A 16,266-nucleotide genomic window follows, 5' to 3' on the forward strand; every position below is an offset into this window, starting at 1 on the left:
TTTAAATTCGCTGACTGCTGCCCACCTTGGCATCCTGATCTACCTCAAGTTCACCTGAATATTCGACCAGCCTGATGTTACAGCCGCGACCGATGAAAATGTTACTCCCCCGAACAATATCAGCTTCGGTATCTTCCAGCACAATCTCATCGCCCTCAATCAAGGATGTCTTAAATGATGGAGTTCCGCCCAGGCCAATACTTTTCCAGAACCCGTTTTGTTGTTCCTTGCGACGAATATCAATACGCTCTCCGCCAATCTCTTTAGCCGAAGAAGAGGTGTGAAGTCTGATCTCCACTGTTCCCGCATTCAGGAAGCCGCTGATCTTGATATTTCCCTGTACGTTCAGGGACTCACATTGCACATCACCTTCAATATCAATCACACCGCCAATATCAATTCGTTCCGCATCCACTCGTCCCCGTACGGTGCATTTCCCGTTCACTTCAAGCTCAGGGCTATGAAGATCTCCGTTAATTGTTGTCATGCCATCCACACGAACACGCGAACTGGTCAAAGGGCCGTTCAACGTACACATGCCGTTAATCGTCGCACTCTCGGAGCTTAAAGCGCCGTGCATCTTCAATGTTCCATTCACTTCCATAGAGGTACAGTCCAGATTACCATTCACCTTAGCCATGCCATCAATCGATACACGGTGAAACTCCCCACCTGCCGTTTGACTCATACCCGATACATTCAGATCATTCCGCTTATTTCGTTCTTCCATAGATGATCCTCTCCTTATCCCAATTCGAGTTTTAATTCTTCCATAAATGTTCCCATCGGCTGCCTAACAACCACCTTCACACCATTGTCAAAATAAAACTCCGTTCCTGCTGTTACCAGCATGAATGAAGGAACACCCATCTTACGAATAAGCACCAGTTCGCTGGGTTTGCCTGTAAAACGATAATAATGTTCGGACATCACATCGATTAGCAACACACCCTCTTGCCGAGTAATATCTCCGCTCATTAACAGCTTATCAAGGACGTAGAGCATCATGATCTGCTCTAAAGCATATAACGATTGTTCCCGACCTGCTTCTTTCATCAAATCCAACGAGATTTGCGAAACAATGTTTCGCTCTAACAGTTGTTGGGCAGACATCTCCACGTCACCCAACGTAGGTGAGAACACGTCCGCCAGCTCATCCAGCGATAATCCGTCTTTCATATTGAGAATCTTGTCAATGCGCAGTAAAATCTGTTGTTTGGGAAAAAAGGTCTCTTGTCCGGTGTAGGACGACTTCCGAATAAACCATTCTTCCGGAATGAGATTTTTCCGCTTCCAGCGGTATAACTGGCCGTAGGAGATTCCTGTCAGGTCCAGCAGTTCTTTTTTGGAGATCAAATCATCCGTCATATATGGTCCCCCTTTATCGTGAAATCAGTGTAACATAACATTGTTACGTTGTAAATAACGTCGTAACAATGTTGATCTTCCCTCCACGCCACTCATCTGGCTTAGCCTGTTGAAACCTTACAATTTAGAGATACTTCTGCATAATTTTTTAATGTGCATCTTTGTTATTGCATTGCACCAGCAATGCGTATAACCTGTTAAATATGGATACTTAAAAGCTAATAGGGAGCAATCCCGGCTCATCCTCTCAAGTCAAAAACACGTGGTTAACGAACTTATGAAAGGGGTTTCTTATACTCATGGCACTTATTAAATGTGATTTTTACTCCGATACACTTGGGCTGAGTACCAGTATGCATGTCATTCTGCCGCAACAAACCCACAATCAGATCGGTATGGAGAACGTGACTGGCAAAGGACTTCATCCAACCCTGTACCTGTTACACGGTCTATCGGATGATGATTCCATCTGGCTGCGCCGCACATCGATTGAACGTTATGTAGCCAACCTAGGAATCGCCGTTGTTATGCCGCAAGTACATCGCAGTTTCTATACAGATATGGTCGAAGGCGGAAAATACTGGACGTTTATCAGCGAAGAACTGCCTAAACTTGCTCGTTCTTTCTTCCCTCTGTCACCAAAGCGTGAGGATAACTTCGTTGCTGGATTATCCATGGGTGGTTATGGAGCGTTCAAGCTGGCCCTTCGTAAACCAGAGCAGTATGCGGCTGCTGCCAGTTTGTCTGGAGCTCTCGATATGTCTGCACATATGGATAGAAACGCATCCTCGGCCTTACAACAAACGGAGTTACAGCGGATTTTCGGACCCGATGTGACAGGTACAGAGAACGATCTAATCCATCTGTTAAAAGAAAATCAATCTGGCGAAAGCCCACGACCTTTGCTCTACCAATGTTGCGGAACGGAAGATTTCCTGTATGAGGATAATCAAACTTTCCGTCAAGCCTGCGAACAAACAAACTTCGAATTGACGTACGAGGAAGGGCCTGGTGAACATGAATGGGGCTACTGGGATGCCAAGATCCAGGATGTATTGAAATGGTTGCCTTTGCCCAAGCGAGATTAGTAGAGCATTAATAACCGCTGCAGACAATGAAGACTGGCATTCAGATGGCAACAACCTTCTGTTGCTATGGAGCTGGAATGATCCACATCAAATCGCTGTAAAACACAAAAAAGCAGGCCGTTGAGAACAAAGTTCTCTGGCCTGCTTCTTTATTGTCCTGTCGTATCTGTACAAATCCCTATAATGACCGTGGTATTAACCGCGGTTCGTAATCCATTGCTCGGTAATTTCCAATACCTTCTCACTGCGTGCGATGGCTTCGGCAACTTGACCCGAAGCTGTTCCTCCGTAAACGTTACGAGCGTTCACTACCGCTTCCGGTTGAAGTACATCATATATCCGGTCATCGAACAGTGGTGAGAACTGCTTGAATTCATCGATCGTCAGATCCAGCAAATACTTGCTGTTCTGGATGCAGTAAAGCACCGTTTTGCCAATCACTTCATGCGCCTGACGGAAAGGCAAGCCTTCCCCTACGAGGAAATCGGCAATATCCGTAGCGTTCGAGAAATCCTGGTTGACCGCTTGACGCATCCGATCCTTGTTCACAGTCATTGTTGCGATCATTGGAGCAAACAGTTGAAGTGCACCTTCCAGCGTTGCTACAGTATCGAACATGCCTTCTTTGTCTTCCTGCATATCTTTGTTGTATGCCAGTGGAAGAGATTTCAGTACAGTCAGCAAACCAATCAGGTTGCCATACACACGTCCTGTTTTACCACGAACGAGTTCAGGAACGTCCGGGTTTTTCTTCTGAGGCATAATGCTGCTGCCTGTGCAGAACGCATCGTCCAATTCAACAAATCCAAACTCTGTACTGCTCCACAATACCAGCTCTTCACTCAGACGGGACAAGTGAGTCATAATCAGCGAAGCTGCCGCCAGGAACTCAACGATAAAGTCACGGTCGCTTACTGCGTCCAGACTGTTCTCGTACACGCCATCGAAGCCCAGTTGTTCCGCCACAAAATGACGGTCAATCGGGAATGTTGTGCCCGCGAGCGCACCTGCACCCAGTGGCAGGATGTTAATTCGTTTGTAGCTGTCCATTAAACGCTCCGCATCACGTTGGAACATGGATACATACGCCATCAGGTGATGGGCGAACAAGATTGGCTGTGCCCGCTGAAGATGCGTATAACCCGGTACGATGGTATCGAGGTTATCTTTTGCTTGTCCAATCAATGCTTCCTGCAAGGAATGCAGCATGCCTACAAAACCAACCACGCGCTCACGCAGATACAAGTGCATATCCGTTGCAACCTGGTCGTTCCGGCTACGGCCTGTATGTAATTTACCGCCTACAGGGCCAATCGTATCGATCAAGTTTTTCTCAATATTCATGTGGATATCTTCGTCCGATACGGAGAATTCCACTTCGCCCGCACGGATTTTGTGCAGAACAGTGATCAGACCTTCTTTGATCGTTTCCACATCTTCCGCAGGCAGAATACCGCATTTGCCCAGCATCGTTACATGGGCCAGACTACCCTGAATGTCTTCCTCAGCCAAAGCTTTGTCAAAATTGATTGATGCCGTATATTCCTCAACCAAATGATTGGTTTGTTTCGTAAAACGTCCTCCCCACAGCTTGCTCACAGTGAGTACTCCCCTTTCGCTCATGGACAAAGCCGCTCCTGCCAGATGTGCAAGAACGGCCTGCCTTGTCAATTATATTAATGTAGCTCTAGTATGCAGGTTGAACTTAGTTTTTGTTTTGCTCAACGCCGGAGTTTACTTTCAAACGCAGTGCATTCAGGCGAATAAAGCCTGTTGCATCCCCTTGATCGTAAGCTTGCGTTGGATCAGCTTCCATCGTTGCGATGTCCGGGTTGTAGAGGCTGACAGGACTTTTCACACCTGCGCCGATGATGTTGCCTTTGTACAGTTTCACACGTACCGTACCTGTTACGTTCTTCTGGCTCTCAGTTACCAGCGCTTGCAATGCAAGACGTTCCGGTGCGAACCAGAAACCGTTGTACACCAATGTACTGTAACGTGTGATCAGGCTATCACGCAGGTTCATCACTTCACGGTCCATCGTGATGGATTCCATTTTGCGATGTGCTGTGAACAAGATTGTTCCACCCGGTGTTTCATATACGCCACGGCTCTTCATACCAACAAAACGGTTCTCAACCATATCTACACGGCCAATACCATGTTTGCCACCCAGCTCGTTCAGTTGCTCCATCACTTGCAATGGGCTCAAACGCTCACCGTTCAGTGCAACACAGTCGCCTTTTTCGAATTCAAGCTCGACATATTCCGCTTGATCCGGTGCATCTTCAGGCGCACTGCTCAGCAGGAACATGTCTTTGTTCTCGTCCGCACTTGGATCGAACCAAGGATCTTCGAGCACACCGCTCTCATAGCTGATATGAAGCAGGTTGCGGTCTGTGGAGTATGGTTTAGCCGCAGATGCGGTTACCGGAATACCATGTTTCTCAGCGTAAGCAATCATCTCGGCACGTCCCGGGAATTGGTTGCGGAATTCTTCCAGACGCCAAGGTGCAATGACGTTAATGTCTGGTGTCAGCGCAGCCGCGTTCAACTCAAAGCGAACTTGGTCATTCCCTTTACCCGTAGCGCCGTGAGCGATGGCTGTAGCGCCTTCTGCACGAGCAATATCCACCATGCGTTTAGCGATCAGTGGACGAGCGATACTTGTGCCAAGCAGGTATTGTCCTTCATAAAGGGCACCTGCCTGGAACATTGGATAGATGAAATCTTTCGCGAATTCATCGCGCAGATCGTCGATGTATACTTTGGAAGCGCCAGTAGCGAGTGCTTTTTCCTCCAAGCCATCCAGTTCGTCCTTTTGTCCGATATCCGCTGTGAAGGCGATAATCTCAGCATCATATGTTTCTTTCAACCATTTCAAAATTACAGATGTGTCCAACCCGCCTGAATACGCGAGTACAATTTTTTCCTTAGCCATGTTCAGTGGTCCTCCCCAAGATCAGTTAAGTTAAAACAGAGCCTTCATACACTGAATCCTACGAGCTTCTTGTTTAATTAACTTTTTAAAGTACATTATAGATGAATCTATCATCGCGAAATCTGCGCCTAAAATCAACCCATAAAGGCAAACAGCATCTATTCGCTCATTAACGCAGCCATTAATGCTTTCTGTGCATGCAAGCGATTCTCCGCCTGATCAAAGATCAGGGAGTTCGGTCCGTCAATTACACCGGCACTCACTTCTTCGCCGCGGTGTGCTGGCAGACAGTGCAAGAACATGTAGTCCGGCTTCGCACCTTTCATCAGTTCCTCGTCCACTTGGTATGCCGCAAACGCTTGCTCACGAATCTTCTGCTCTTCTTCAAAGCCCATGCTTGCCCACACATCCGTGTACACGATATCTGCATCTTTCGCGGCTTCTTGTGCACTGTACGTTACAGTCACTTCAGAGCCGCTCTCCTGTGCGATAATACGCGCCTGCTCCACTACTGCACTATCCGGCTCATAACCTTCTGGCGTTGCTACAGCGACGTGCATCCCCATCTTCGCTGCACCGAGCATCAGGGAGTGTGCCATGTTGTTGCCATCTCCGATGTAAGCCATTTTCAGACCTGCGAGCTTGCCTTTGTGCTCCAGCACCGTTTGGAAGTCGGCCAGTACCTGACAAGGATGCGCTGCATCGCTCAGGCCGTTAATGACTGGAACATCAGCATGCTCTGCCAGTTCAGTTACATTATGGTGTCCAAAGGTACGGATCATGATGCCGTCCAGGTAGCGGGACAAAACTTTGGCTGTATCATGTGTGGTTTCCCCGCGACCCAGCTGGATATCATTTTTGCTCAGGAAGAGCGCGTGTCCACCCAATTGGAACATGCCTACTTCAAAGGATACACGCGTACGTGTAGATGATTTTTCAAAAATAAGTCCGATCGTTTTGCCTTTCAACGGTTGAAACGGTACACCGCTTTTTTGCTTGCCTTTAATCTCGATCGCGAGATCAAGCAGATAACGAATCTCCTCTGCTGTGTAGTCCGTGAATTCGATAAAATCCCGGCCTCTCAGATCAATCTTCTGAATCTTTTCCGTCTGTTGTGCTGTCATCTATAATGTCCTCCTTATTTCCGGTTCCCTGCACCCGCATGGGCAGAAGAGAGAGCAACGTTGACAAGTTGTCTGAGTGCTCTAAAGTTGTGTAATCATTGCCGCCTTCCGCAAGTTCACCACGCGGCTACAGGGATTCATCATCTCATTCTGCTTCGAGGCCGGTAATGGCCCCGAGACAGAAAGGTTCTCATTTTTATATTAGGCTTTCGCCGCTACGTATTCTTCGATCAATGTGCCTACCAGCGATACGGCCTCGTCGATCTCTTCTTTGCTCACATACAGGTTCGGAAGCAAACGAATCACATTCGGTCCTGCAGAGACAAACAAAATACCGCGTTTTTGCCCAGCAAGCACAATATCACCTACCGGCTCAGCACATTCAATACCAACGAGCAATCCCATGCCACGTACTTCCTTCACAAAGGAATTGCCTGCCAAACGATTCCGCAGGGAGCTCATCAGGTATTCACCCATCTCCGCTGCACGCTCTGGCAAACGATCTTCCAACATCGTTTCGATGGTCGCAATCACAACGGATGAAGCAAGTGGTGTTCCACCAAAGGTGGTCGCATGACTACCTGGCGTGAACGCATCCCGCAGGAAGCCTTTACCCAGCATCGCGCCTACAGGGAAACCACTGCCGATACCTTTGGCAACGGTGAACACGTCTGGCTCAATGCCATAATGTTCGTGTGCAAACAATTTACCAGTACGTCCCATTCCAGTCTGCACTTCATCCACAATGAGTAACAATCCGTGCTCGTCACACAGTTTCCGTACATGCTTGACGAATTCCGGCTCAACTGGATATACACCGCCCTCGGCCTGAACCATTTCCAGCATAATTGCTGCCGTCTTAGGTCCAATTGCCGCTTCAAGTGCAGGAATATCATGCAAAGGTACAGTTACAAATCCGGCTGGCAATGGCAAAAATCCTTCTTTCACCTTATCCTGTCCAGTTGCCGTCAATGTTGCAAGTGTCCGTCCGTGGAAGGACTGGGCAAAGGTGATCACTTCATAGCGATCTGTTCCTTTCACTTTCTGGTGATAACGACGTGCTACTTTGATTGCCGCTTCGTTCGCTTCGGCACCACTGTTACAGAAGAACACGGCATCAGCACATGTATTGGCTGTCAGCAGTGCTGCTGCTTTCTCCTGGCCCGGAATCTGGAACAGGTTGGACACATGCCACAGCTCATCAATCTGAGCTTTCAGCTTGGCACCGACTTTCTCTGGTGCATGGCCCAGGCTGGTTACAGCGAGTCCGCACATGAAATCTAGATAACGGTTGCCTTGGTCATCCCACAACCAACTTCCTTTACCTTTGACCAGACTGATTGGATAACGCGCATATGTTTGAAAAAGCGAGCTTTCCGTCTGTGCCGCTGCACCTGTTGCTGCTGCGCCCGCTACCGCTGTGCCAGAACCTGGCTGTTCGTTGCCTTTTGCCATCACCATATCACTCCTATTGGTTGGTGCAACGGCACTAATTATGAGAACACCTTAACTTTACACTTTTCACTTCGATGCCAGAACAACCTTCCGATCGCTGTTATCCCCGGATTTTTTGATTACCCCTTAAAGGGGAAAATCCGGGGATAAAGGCGCACGCTTCGCTTCTTCAGGTTATTTCTGTCCTCTACGTTATTGTGTGATGTTCAATCTTCACATAAAAATGCCGTGCACATATTTTTTATTTAATATAAGACCATGAAGACCCTAGCGCACTGAGAATAATTATTGCATACGGATAATTTTTGTTCCGATAATTTCTCCGCCGAGCACTCGGCTCAGGATCTGGGGTTCGCTTCCGTCTACGATGATAACCTCACGTACTTGACCATGAATACATGCGATAGCTGCACGCACTTTGGGAATCATGCCACCATAGATTTCTCCGGTTTGGATCATATCCTCGATCTCCTGTACAGAGACGGATGGCAGTACTTTTTTCTCGCCGCCTACGTTCTTCATGATGCCAGGAACGTCGGTTACGACAATCATCCGGCTTACGCCAAGATGAGACGCCACAGCACCCGCAGCTGTATCTGCGTTGATGTTGTAGCGTTGTCCAGTGGCATCCACACCAACTGGCGCGATAACCGGCATGTAACCCATGTTCACGATGCCTTGGATAATCTCTGCATTCACACCCGTGACATCGCCTACCCAGCCGATCTCTGCGTGATTTGTAACAGGTTTAGCCTGGATCAAACCACCGTCCACGCCGGATAAACCTAGTGCACGACCGCCCACACGTTGGATCAGGCGCACGATCTGTTTGTTGATACTGCCCGCAAGCACCATCTCCACTACGTCCAGCACAGGTTCAGTTGTTTTGCGCAGGCCATTAACGAATTCGGTTTCGATACCAAGCTTCGCCAGGTTATCCGAAATTGCAGGGCCTCCACCATGCACGATTACCGGCTGTGTGCCCTGAGACTGCAAATCACGCAGATCCGCAAAGAAGGACTCTGGCAATGCCGCCAGTGTGCTGCCTCCACATTTCATGACAAACATCTGTTTCTCTGTGCTCGCTTCCGTTGCGGTACTTTTGTTTGGCATTGTTGAATTCATGAGGGCAAGCTCCTTTCGTTCAAATATTCTTAAAGGCTTAACAAGATGCGATATTCGTTGGCTGACCGTTCCGAATCCGGATCGTTCTTTTGATCGCTGTTGTCTCCAGGTTTTTTGATTCACTTTATAAAGAGGAAACCCGGAGACAAAGGCGAACGCTTCGCTTCTACAGAATCGATTCCGTCTTCTCCACTGCCTTCGCCAGTTATCTCAAAGACCAAATAAAGTTCAATCCTTAAAGATTTTCTATATATTTACGAAACAGCTTCTCATAGGGAAGCTGTTAGCTTCAATAGAATAAATGCTAAGGCTTATTACGTGCGGTATGCTGCGTTAATTCGGACGTAGTCATACGTCAGGTCACAGCCCCAGGCTGTTGCCGTTCCTTCGCCGTGGTGCAGATCCACCACAATGCGTACTGTATCGGTCTGCAAATAGGCCAATGCTGCTTCTTCGTCGAAAACGACGGGACGAGACTGTTCAAGTACCGAGATCTCTCCCAACCGAATATTTACCGTATCCGGGTTCACTGGTTGCCCTGCACGCCCTACGGCTGCGATAATCCGTCCCCAGTTGGCGTCAGCGCCGAACATGGCGGATTTCACCAGACTGGACCCGATAACCGTTTTGGCAATCGCTTGCGCAGATTCATCACTTACCGCACCCGTAACTTCTACCTCAACCAGTTTGGTTGCTCCTTCACCATCGCGAGCAATGGCTTTGGCCAGCACTTGGCATACATAGGTGAAGCCGGCTGCAAAAGCGTCCCAATCCGGGTGCTCTGTTGTCAGCTCTTCATTGCCTGCATATCCACTGGACATGGCTACCAGCATGTCGTTCGTACTTGTATCCCCATCTACAGTAATCATGTTGAATGTGTGATTGGTTGCCTGGCGCAGCAGGCGCTGCAATGCTTCTGCACCAATGACCGCGTCAGAGGTCATGAAAGCGAGCATCGTCGCCATATTTGGATGAATCATTCCCGAGCCTTTGGCGGCTCCCGCAATCGTAACCGTCTTGCCGTTAACCAGAACGGAGACGCAGGCTTCCTTTTTCACCAAATCCGTTGTCAGAATCGCTTGTGAAAATTGTTCCGCCTCATTCGGCTCCTTGCCCATATGCGCTGGAAGTCCGGTAATGCCTGAATGCACAGCATCCATTTTGAGCAATTCCCCAATGACACCTGTGGAAGCCACCGCCACGTCCTCTTCTGCCACACCCAACTCTCGCGCAGCAGCCGAGCGCATCGCATATGCATCTTCTTCCCCTTGTTGCCCTGTGCATGCATTAGCGTTACCGCTGTTAACGATAACAGCCTGGAGTCGTCCGTTGTTCAAGCTTTCGCGCGTTACTTTGAGTGGCGCGGCCTGAAACACATTCGTTGTATACACAGCAGCAGCTGTAGCCGGTACATCACATCGGATCGCTCCGATGTCATTACGAGAAGTTTTTTTCAATCCGCAGTGAAGTCCACCAGCAGTGAATCCCCCAGGGGTTACAATTGTTCCGTTCTCAATCACGGTAAAACTCTGTTGCTCCACATTCGTTCCCATATCATATCCCCCGTATGCGTTCAGCTATATGCCGATGATCCGCCTGCTTAACCTGATCCGATCTCCCTAAGTTCACTCCAAGAATGCACTCTTACTTTAACTTTGAATATTCCAGTGCCTTCTGAATTCCAATCCTTATGGATATACAGGTGTCATGTTCAGCCCGAGGTTCTCCTCCCATCCCATCATCAGGTTCATATTTTGAATCGCTTGCCCGGATGCACCCTTCACCAGGTTGTCGATGACCGAAATAATCGTCAAACGCCCTGTGCGAGGATCTATCGCAAATCCGATATCACAATAGTTGGATCCGTACACTTCTTTGGTAGAAGGCCAGATGCCCGGTTCACGTACACGTACGAAAGGTCTGTTCTCATAATATTTGCGATATAAATCCACGATCTCCCGGTCGCTGTGTTCCCCAATGAGTTTTGCATACATCGTACTCATGATTCCACGTGTCATTGGCACCAGATGTGTGGTGAAGGTAACCGTAACGGGCGTTCCCGTTATGTTGCCAAGCACTTGCTCGATCTCGGGAATATGTTGGTGTTTGTTCAGTTTATAGGCTTTGAAATTCTCATTCATCTCTGCATAATGGTTCGTCAGACTTGTTCCGCGTCCTGCTCCGGATACACCTGATTTGGCATCTATAATAATAGTAGAAGGATCAATCCAGCCTGCCTCTACTGCAGGAATCAGTCCAAGAAGTGTAGCCGTTGGATAACAGCCTGGGTTAGATATGAAATTCTGTCCCTTCACCTTATCACCGTACACCTCAGCCATGCCGTACACCGCTTGTTCCAGCAAATCAGATGAAGGCGCCGGATGTTTGTACCACTCTTCATACACCGTTCCATCCTTGAGTCTGAAATCGCCAGACAGATCAATGACCTTAAGCCCTGCTGCCAGCAAACTTGGTACGAGCTTCGCACTTACGCCGGACGGGGTCGCTGTGAATACCAGATCCGCACGACTCGCAATCTCAGCCGGATCTACGCCGTCAAGTGGCCTGTGAATCACGTCCGTCAAATGCGGAAACCCATCTGCGATGGATTCACCACTGCTCGATGATGAGATCACCGATGTGATTTCAACCTGCGGATGGTTCTGGAAAAAACGAATCAGCTCCACCCCGCCGTAGCCGGTGGAACCGACGATTGCTACTTTTAATTTGTTATTCACTCTCGCTCCCCCAATCTCGATGTATGCGCTACTTGTGCTATGTTCTTGCATGAATCAGGCTCGAACACAGCAATTCCGTCGCTTATATGCATATTTGTGTATTATTATACGACTCTGGTTATATAAATACAACACTCTATCATCAATTTCACATGGATTTCCACCCAATCCGAACATATCTTTTTTAACATCCGGGACGAACAGGTATACTTCTGTTAAAATACGTATTAGTAGGAAACATTACAATCAGGGTCTTATTCATAACTAACCTGCTAATCAAGGACATATGAATAGATTCATGATGGTCATTATGAGACGTGGGGGACTATAGTGCATATCGAATCCATTTTACTTATTGTACTCCTGGGCCTGAATATTATTTTTGCGGCAGCCGTTGTTTTCTTCGAACGGAAGGATGCTAGTGCTTCCTGGGCTTGGCTGCTTGTCTTGAACTTTATTCCGGTGTTTGGGTTTGTACTTTATCTTTTAACCGGTCAGAATCTGACCCGATACCGGCTTTTCCAATGGAAGGAACGCAAAAAACTCGGGCTGGAGGAACGTATTGAAGCTCAGCTCGCACAGTTGCATGATAACCGTACCCCTTTCCGCAACCAGGCAACCGAGAGTAGCCAAGACATGATCTATATGAACCTGAAGCAGAACGGTGCCCTGCTGACCGAGGATAATGCGGTTGAGATCATTACGGACGGAACTGACAAATTCCAGCGGCTCTTGGATGACATCGAAGCGGCCAAGGATCACGTGCACGTGCAATACTACATTTATAGAGGCGACCGACTGGGCAAAAGAATTCGGGATGCACTCATCCGCAAAGCGCGGGAAGGCATCAAAGTTCGTTTGCTGTATGATGCGCTCGGCTCGCGGCGGGTATCCAAACGCTTTTTCAAAGAATTGCGCGAAGCAGGCGGATTGGTTGAAGTCTTTTTCCCATCCAAATTCAGTCTGATCAACTTGCGTATGAACTATCGTAATCACCGTAAGATTGTCATCATTGATGGTAACCTGGGGTACACGGGCGGATTTAATGTTGGAGATGAGTATCTTGGCTTGAACTCAAAATTCGGTTACTGGCGTGACACACATCTGCGTATTCAGGGGAATGCCGTTCATGCATTGCAGACCCGTTTCCTCCTGGATTGGAATGAAGCGTCCAAACAACACGACACACCATATGTTCCGGCACATTTCCCTCATATTGAGGGTACGGGCAATACGGCCATGCAGATTGTCTCCAGTGGACCGGATGCAGAGACTGAGCATATCAAGAACAGTTATCTCAAGATGATTAATGGTGCCAAACATTCGATTCTGATCCAAACGCCTTATTTTATCCCGGATGCCAGCGTATTCGAAGCGATTCGTCTCGCGTGTCTGTCCGGTATCGATGTTCGCATTATGATCCCGAATAAACCAGACCATGCTTTCGTCTATTGGGCAACGTTATCTTATATTGGCGAGTTGTTGAAGGTTGGCGCCAAGGTATTTATATATGACAATGGCTTCATTCATGCCAAAACACTTATCATTGACAGTTTGGTTGCATCCGTGGGAACCGCCAATATTGACTACCGCAGTTTCCGGTTGAACTTTGAGGTGAATGCCTTTATGTACGATGAAACGATTGCAACAGCACTTGTACAAACCTTTGAGCACGACCTGCATGTATCGCGCGAGATGACACTCGAGGAGTACCAAAAACGCAGTCTGATTATTCGTTTCAAAGAAGCCATTTCCCGTCTGCTGTCTCCGATTCTGTAGGCGGTAGGCACTCCGATGACAGGGGAAAATCCGGGGATAGCATATGCTTCCGAAGTAGCTTTCTTTTAGAAAGCTTTCAGGCGAACATTCCACTTCTTCAGGACATTTCTGTCCTCTCCGTTATGTGAAATGTTAAGTTGAACTTTTAATAGTAGAAAAGCAGGTACTCCCTCTCTGCCATTGCAGAGAAGGATGTACCTGCTTTTTTTGAATTTTTATCCCCAAACGTATGAGCACTACAACGGCTCACTCACCTAATTCTCACACCGTTCACACATGCTCTCCCCGTTTAAAACCTTCGCCGAGCACTTCGTGCGCGTTACTAATAATGACAAAAGCCCCCGGGTCTACGGACCGGATCAACGTTTTGAGCCTCGGCACCTCATTTTGCCCAACCACCACCATCAGGACGGTTCGCTGATCATCGGTGTAACCACCTTTAGCTTCAAGCTTCGTCAAACCGCGATCCAGATCATCCAAAATCACTTTGCTAATCGCTTCAGTCTGGTTGGAGATAATATAAGCCACCTTGGAGAAACCCAGCCCCATCTCAACGGCATCGATCACTTTCCCCGTAACATACAATCCAATCAGTGCATAGAGAGATTGCTCTAATGACAATACAAATGCAGCCATAATAATAACGGTAGCATCCATAATCACCACACAGATTGAGTAACTCAGCCCACTATATTTCTGCACGATTCTGGCCAGAATGCTCATGCCCCCTGTTGATCCTCGACCGCGGTATACAATGCCGATCCCCAGACCAACGCCAATACCGCCATACAGTGAACCAAGCAACGGGTTTGTTGTTGGAATGGCCCAATCCTTCGTCAGATAGACTAATAATGGCAGGACAATACTGCCGAGGACTGAGCGAATTCCATACTGCTTACCAATGAGCAAAAATCCTGCAATCAGAAGTGGAATGTTAATCGCCCACTGGGTATATGCCGGTTCCCAATTAAGCCATTCCTTGCCCAGGATCGATAAACCAGACACCCCGCCTGAAGCGATCTGATTCGGTAATAAAAACAAATTAAAGGCTACTGCAATTAAAAACGAACCTACAATAATGGATAACGTATCCACGACGTTTCTCCATGGTCCGTTTAGGGGGATGAGGCTGGATAACCTCTTTTTGCGATTATTATGAAATTGTGATCGTTGTTGCATGTTCTCGTGCTCTCCTTTGTTGTGACTGATCAGTTGTTCGTTCATGTTCTATATATCTTATAAAAAGATCCAAAAAAAAGCTCCTGTATATACCAGCATACGCCTACGCGCATGGGTCCATACAGGAACTTCTATTAATCGGTTTCTACTTTAATCTGGCTACGCAAATAACCATCGATGAATGCATCGAGGTCGCCGTCCATTACTGCTCCTGTGTTTCCTGTCTCTACACTTGTACGGTGATCCTTTACCATACTATAGGGATGGAACACATAGGAGCGAATCTGGCTCCCCCATGAAATATCCGACTGATCTCCTCGGATTTCATCCAGCTGTTGTTTTTGCTCTTCAATTTTACGCTCATACAATTTCGAACGAAGCATCGTCATCGCTCGCTCACGGTTCTTGATCTGTGAACGTTCATTCTGACACGTTACAACTACACCTGTTGGAAGGTGAGTAATCCGTACGGCAGAGTCGGTGGTATTGATATGCTGTCCACCCGCGCCACTTGCCCGGTACGTATCGATCTTGAGATCCTCTGTACGGATATCGACTTCAATCGTGTCATCAATCTCCGGTACCACATCACAGGATACGAAGGATGTATGTCTACGGCCAGATGAGTCAAAAGGAGAGATCCGCACCAGTCGGTGTACACCTTTCTCGGCTTTTAGATAACCATAAGCGTTATGTCCTTTGATCGACAACGTAACACTCTTGATCCCAGCCTCATCACCTGGCAGATAATCCAGTACCTCCACCTTGAAACCTCGCTTCTCAGACCAGCGTGTGTACATGCGAAGAAGCATCTGGCCCCAATCCTGAGACTCGGTACCACCCGCACCCGGGTGAAGCTCCAGAATCGCATTCATCTTGTCATATGGCTGGTTCAGGAGAAGCTGAAGCTCGAACTCTGCAACCTTATTCACGATCGCTGTAATACTGTTACCAATCTCGGTAGCGAGATCTTCGTCGCCTTCTTCATCCGCCAGCTCTATCATCATCACTGCATCATCATAATCCTGCTGAAGTTTGGTGTATTGATCTACAGATCCCTTTACCGCATTCAGCTCAGCGATTACAGATTGCGCCTTGTCACTGTCGTCCCAAAAATCCGGGGCAGACATCTTCACTTCGAAGTTGCCAATCATCTCTTGCTTCAGATCTAAGTCAAAGAGACCCCCTAAGGTTTGTTAGTTTCTTGCCTATTTCACGCAGGTCATGCTTCACATTTGGATCGATCATGTGCAATTCCTCTTTTCATTAAGATAAGCTCCCCGCATCCAGGGCATTCCTTCAGATCAGGTATCAGATGCACCACCCTGGTGTTGAGACTACTGTTGTATCAGTATATCTCTCCTCCGTGATCATGGTCATATTATTATAACTATGCACCATTCATCGGTTTTGCATCCTTCACTTCATCCTCTGGAATACCCGGCTGCGAGGAGCCGTTCATGTCATCG

General features: G+C 47.8%; 13 protein-coding genes. 2 read left to right on the forward strand and 11 right to left on the reverse strand.

Translation table 11 applies throughout. The features are described from left to right. Nucleotide 1: 1 nt before the first annotated feature. Both MKY85_RS26780 and MKY85_RS26785 read right to left on the reverse strand, forming a co-directional pair. On the reverse strand, nt 2–730 hold the full coding sequence (locus MKY85_RS26780; protein ID WP_339257622.1) for a polymer-forming cytoskeletal protein: 729 nt from the start codon (nt 728–730) through the stop codon (nt 2–4). A gap of 14 nt (nt 731–744) precedes the next feature. Then, on the reverse strand, nt 745–1,368 hold the full coding sequence (locus MKY85_RS26785; RefSeq protein ID WP_342571164.1) for a YhbD family protein: 624 nt from the start codon (nt 1,366–1,368) through the stop codon (nt 745–747). A 299-nt stretch (nt 1,369–1,667) separates the two neighbouring features. Here MKY85_RS26785 and MKY85_RS26790 point away from each other — a divergent pair, with 299 nt between their 5' ends. Continuing rightward, nucleotides 1,668–2,456: an alpha/beta hydrolase family protein gene (locus MKY85_RS26790; protein WP_339238098.1), complete on the forward strand. Its 789-nt coding sequence runs from the start codon at nt 1,668–1,670 to the stop codon at nt 2,454–2,456. 195 nt (nt 2,457–2,651) lie between these two features. Here MKY85_RS26790 and argH read toward each other — a convergent pair whose 3' ends face one another. From argH to argC, 7 genes are all read right to left on the reverse strand, one after another. After that, nucleotides 2,652–4,055: an argininosuccinate lyase gene (argH, locus tag MKY85_RS26795; protein WP_339261529.1), complete on the reverse strand. Its 1,404-nt coding sequence runs from the start codon at nt 4,053–4,055 to the stop codon at nt 2,652–2,654. 106 nt (nt 4,056–4,161) lie between these two features. Then, a complete protein-coding gene (locus MKY85_RS26800; RefSeq protein ID WP_145324334.1) occupies nt 4,162–5,397 on the reverse strand; it encodes an argininosuccinate synthase in 1,236 nt (411 codons plus the stop codon). A gap of 158 nt (nt 5,398–5,555) precedes the next feature. Further along, complete coding sequence (gene argF, locus MKY85_RS26805) at nt 5,556–6,521, reverse strand: ornithine carbamoyltransferase (protein WP_047840650.1); 966 nt, start codon at nt 6,519–6,521, stop codon at nt 5,556–5,558. Between the two features lie 201 nt (nt 6,522–6,722). Beyond that, the gene (locus tag MKY85_RS26810) at nt 6,723–7,976 is read right to left on the reverse strand and encodes an aspartate aminotransferase family protein (protein ID WP_342571165.1); all 1,254 of its coding nucleotides are present in this window, start codon (nt 7,974–7,976) and stop codon (nt 6,723–6,725) included. 285 nt (nt 7,977–8,261) lie between these two features. Continuing rightward, nucleotides 8,262–9,101 carry an acetylglutamate kinase gene (gene argB, locus MKY85_RS26815; protein ID WP_091013051.1) on the reverse strand — a complete coding sequence of 280 codons (840 nt, stop codon included), beginning with the start codon at nt 9,099–9,101 and terminating at the stop codon, nt 8,262–8,264. 314 nt (nt 9,102–9,415) lie between these two features. Next, entirely contained in the window at nt 9,416–10,654 is a 1,239-nt protein-coding gene (gene argJ, locus MKY85_RS26820) for a bifunctional glutamate N-acetyltransferase/amino-acid acetyltransferase ArgJ (RefSeq protein WP_342571166.1), read from the reverse strand. Between the two features lie 135 nt (nt 10,655–10,789). Next, nucleotides 10,790–11,839, reverse strand: coding sequence for an N-acetyl-gamma-glutamyl-phosphate reductase (gene argC, locus MKY85_RS26825; RefSeq protein WP_342571167.1), 1,050 nt, complete (start codon nt 11,837–11,839; stop codon nt 10,790–10,792). Nucleotides 11,840–12,169: 330 nt separating this feature from the next. Here argC and cls point away from each other — a divergent pair, with 330 nt between their 5' ends. Then, nucleotides 12,170–13,618 (forward strand): cardiolipin synthase, encoded by a 1,449-nt coding sequence (cls, locus tag MKY85_RS26830; protein WP_339238109.1) that lies wholly within the window; start codon nt 12,170–12,172, stop codon nt 13,616–13,618. 270 nt (nt 13,619–13,888) lie between these two features. Here the strand turns inward: cls and MKY85_RS26835 are convergent, their stop codons facing one another. Then, nucleotides 13,889–14,797: a YitT family protein gene (locus MKY85_RS26835; RefSeq protein ID WP_342571168.1), complete on the reverse strand. Its 909-nt coding sequence runs from the start codon at nt 14,795–14,797 to the stop codon at nt 13,889–13,891. A 134-nt stretch (nt 14,798–14,931) separates the two neighbouring features. Next, nucleotides 14,932–16,045 (reverse strand): peptide chain release factor 2 gene (gene prfB, locus MKY85_RS26840; RefSeq protein ID WP_339238113.1). Its coding sequence is split into 2 segments (ribosomal slippage): nt 14,932–15,972 and nt 15,974–16,045, totalling 1,113 coding nucleotides; the frame shifts between segments, so codons are not numbered across the junction. Nucleotides 16,046–16,266: the final 221 nt, after the last annotated feature.

It is taken from the genome of Paenibacillus sp. FSL R5-0749 (genome assembly GCF_038595085.1).
Classification (GTDB): Bacteria; Bacillota; Bacilli; order Paenibacillales; family Paenibacillaceae; genus Paenibacillus.

What these genes read in the sequence shown, in the direction of transcription:
- MKY85_RS26800 (WP_145324334.1), bottom strand. Translation starts at nt 5,397, where the DNA reads ATGGCTAAGGAAAAAATTGTACTCGCGTATTCAGGCGGGTTGGACACA.
- argJ (WP_342571166.1), bottom strand. Translation starts at nt 10,654, where the DNA reads ATGGGAACGAATGTGGAGCAACAGAGTTTTACCGTGATTGAGAACGGA.
- MKY85_RS26810 (WP_342571165.1), bottom strand. Translation starts at nt 7,976, where the DNA reads ATGGCAAAAGGCAACGAACAGCCAGGTTCTGGCACAGCGGTAGCGGGC.
- MKY85_RS26780 (WP_339257622.1), bottom strand. Translation starts at nt 730, where the DNA reads ATGGAAGAACGAAATAAGCGGAATGATCTGAATGTATCGGGTATGAGT.
- argB (WP_091013051.1), bottom strand. Translation starts at nt 9,101, where the DNA reads ATGAATTCAACAATGCCAAACAAAAGTACCGCAACGGAAGCGAGCACA.
- MKY85_RS26835 (WP_342571168.1), bottom strand. Translation starts at nt 14,797, where the DNA reads ATGCAACAACGATCACAATTTCATAATAATCGCAAAAAGAGGTTATCC.
- MKY85_RS26790 (WP_339238098.1), top strand. Translation starts at nt 1,668, where the DNA reads ATGGCACTTATTAAATGTGATTTTTACTCCGATACACTTGGGCTGAGT.
- argF (WP_047840650.1), bottom strand. Translation starts at nt 6,521, where the DNA reads ATGACAGCACAACAGACGGAAAAGATTCAGAAGATTGATCTGAGAGGC.
- MKY85_RS26785 (WP_342571164.1), bottom strand. Translation starts at nt 1,368, where the DNA reads ATGACGGATGATTTGATCTCCAAAAAAGAACTGCTGGACCTGACAGGA.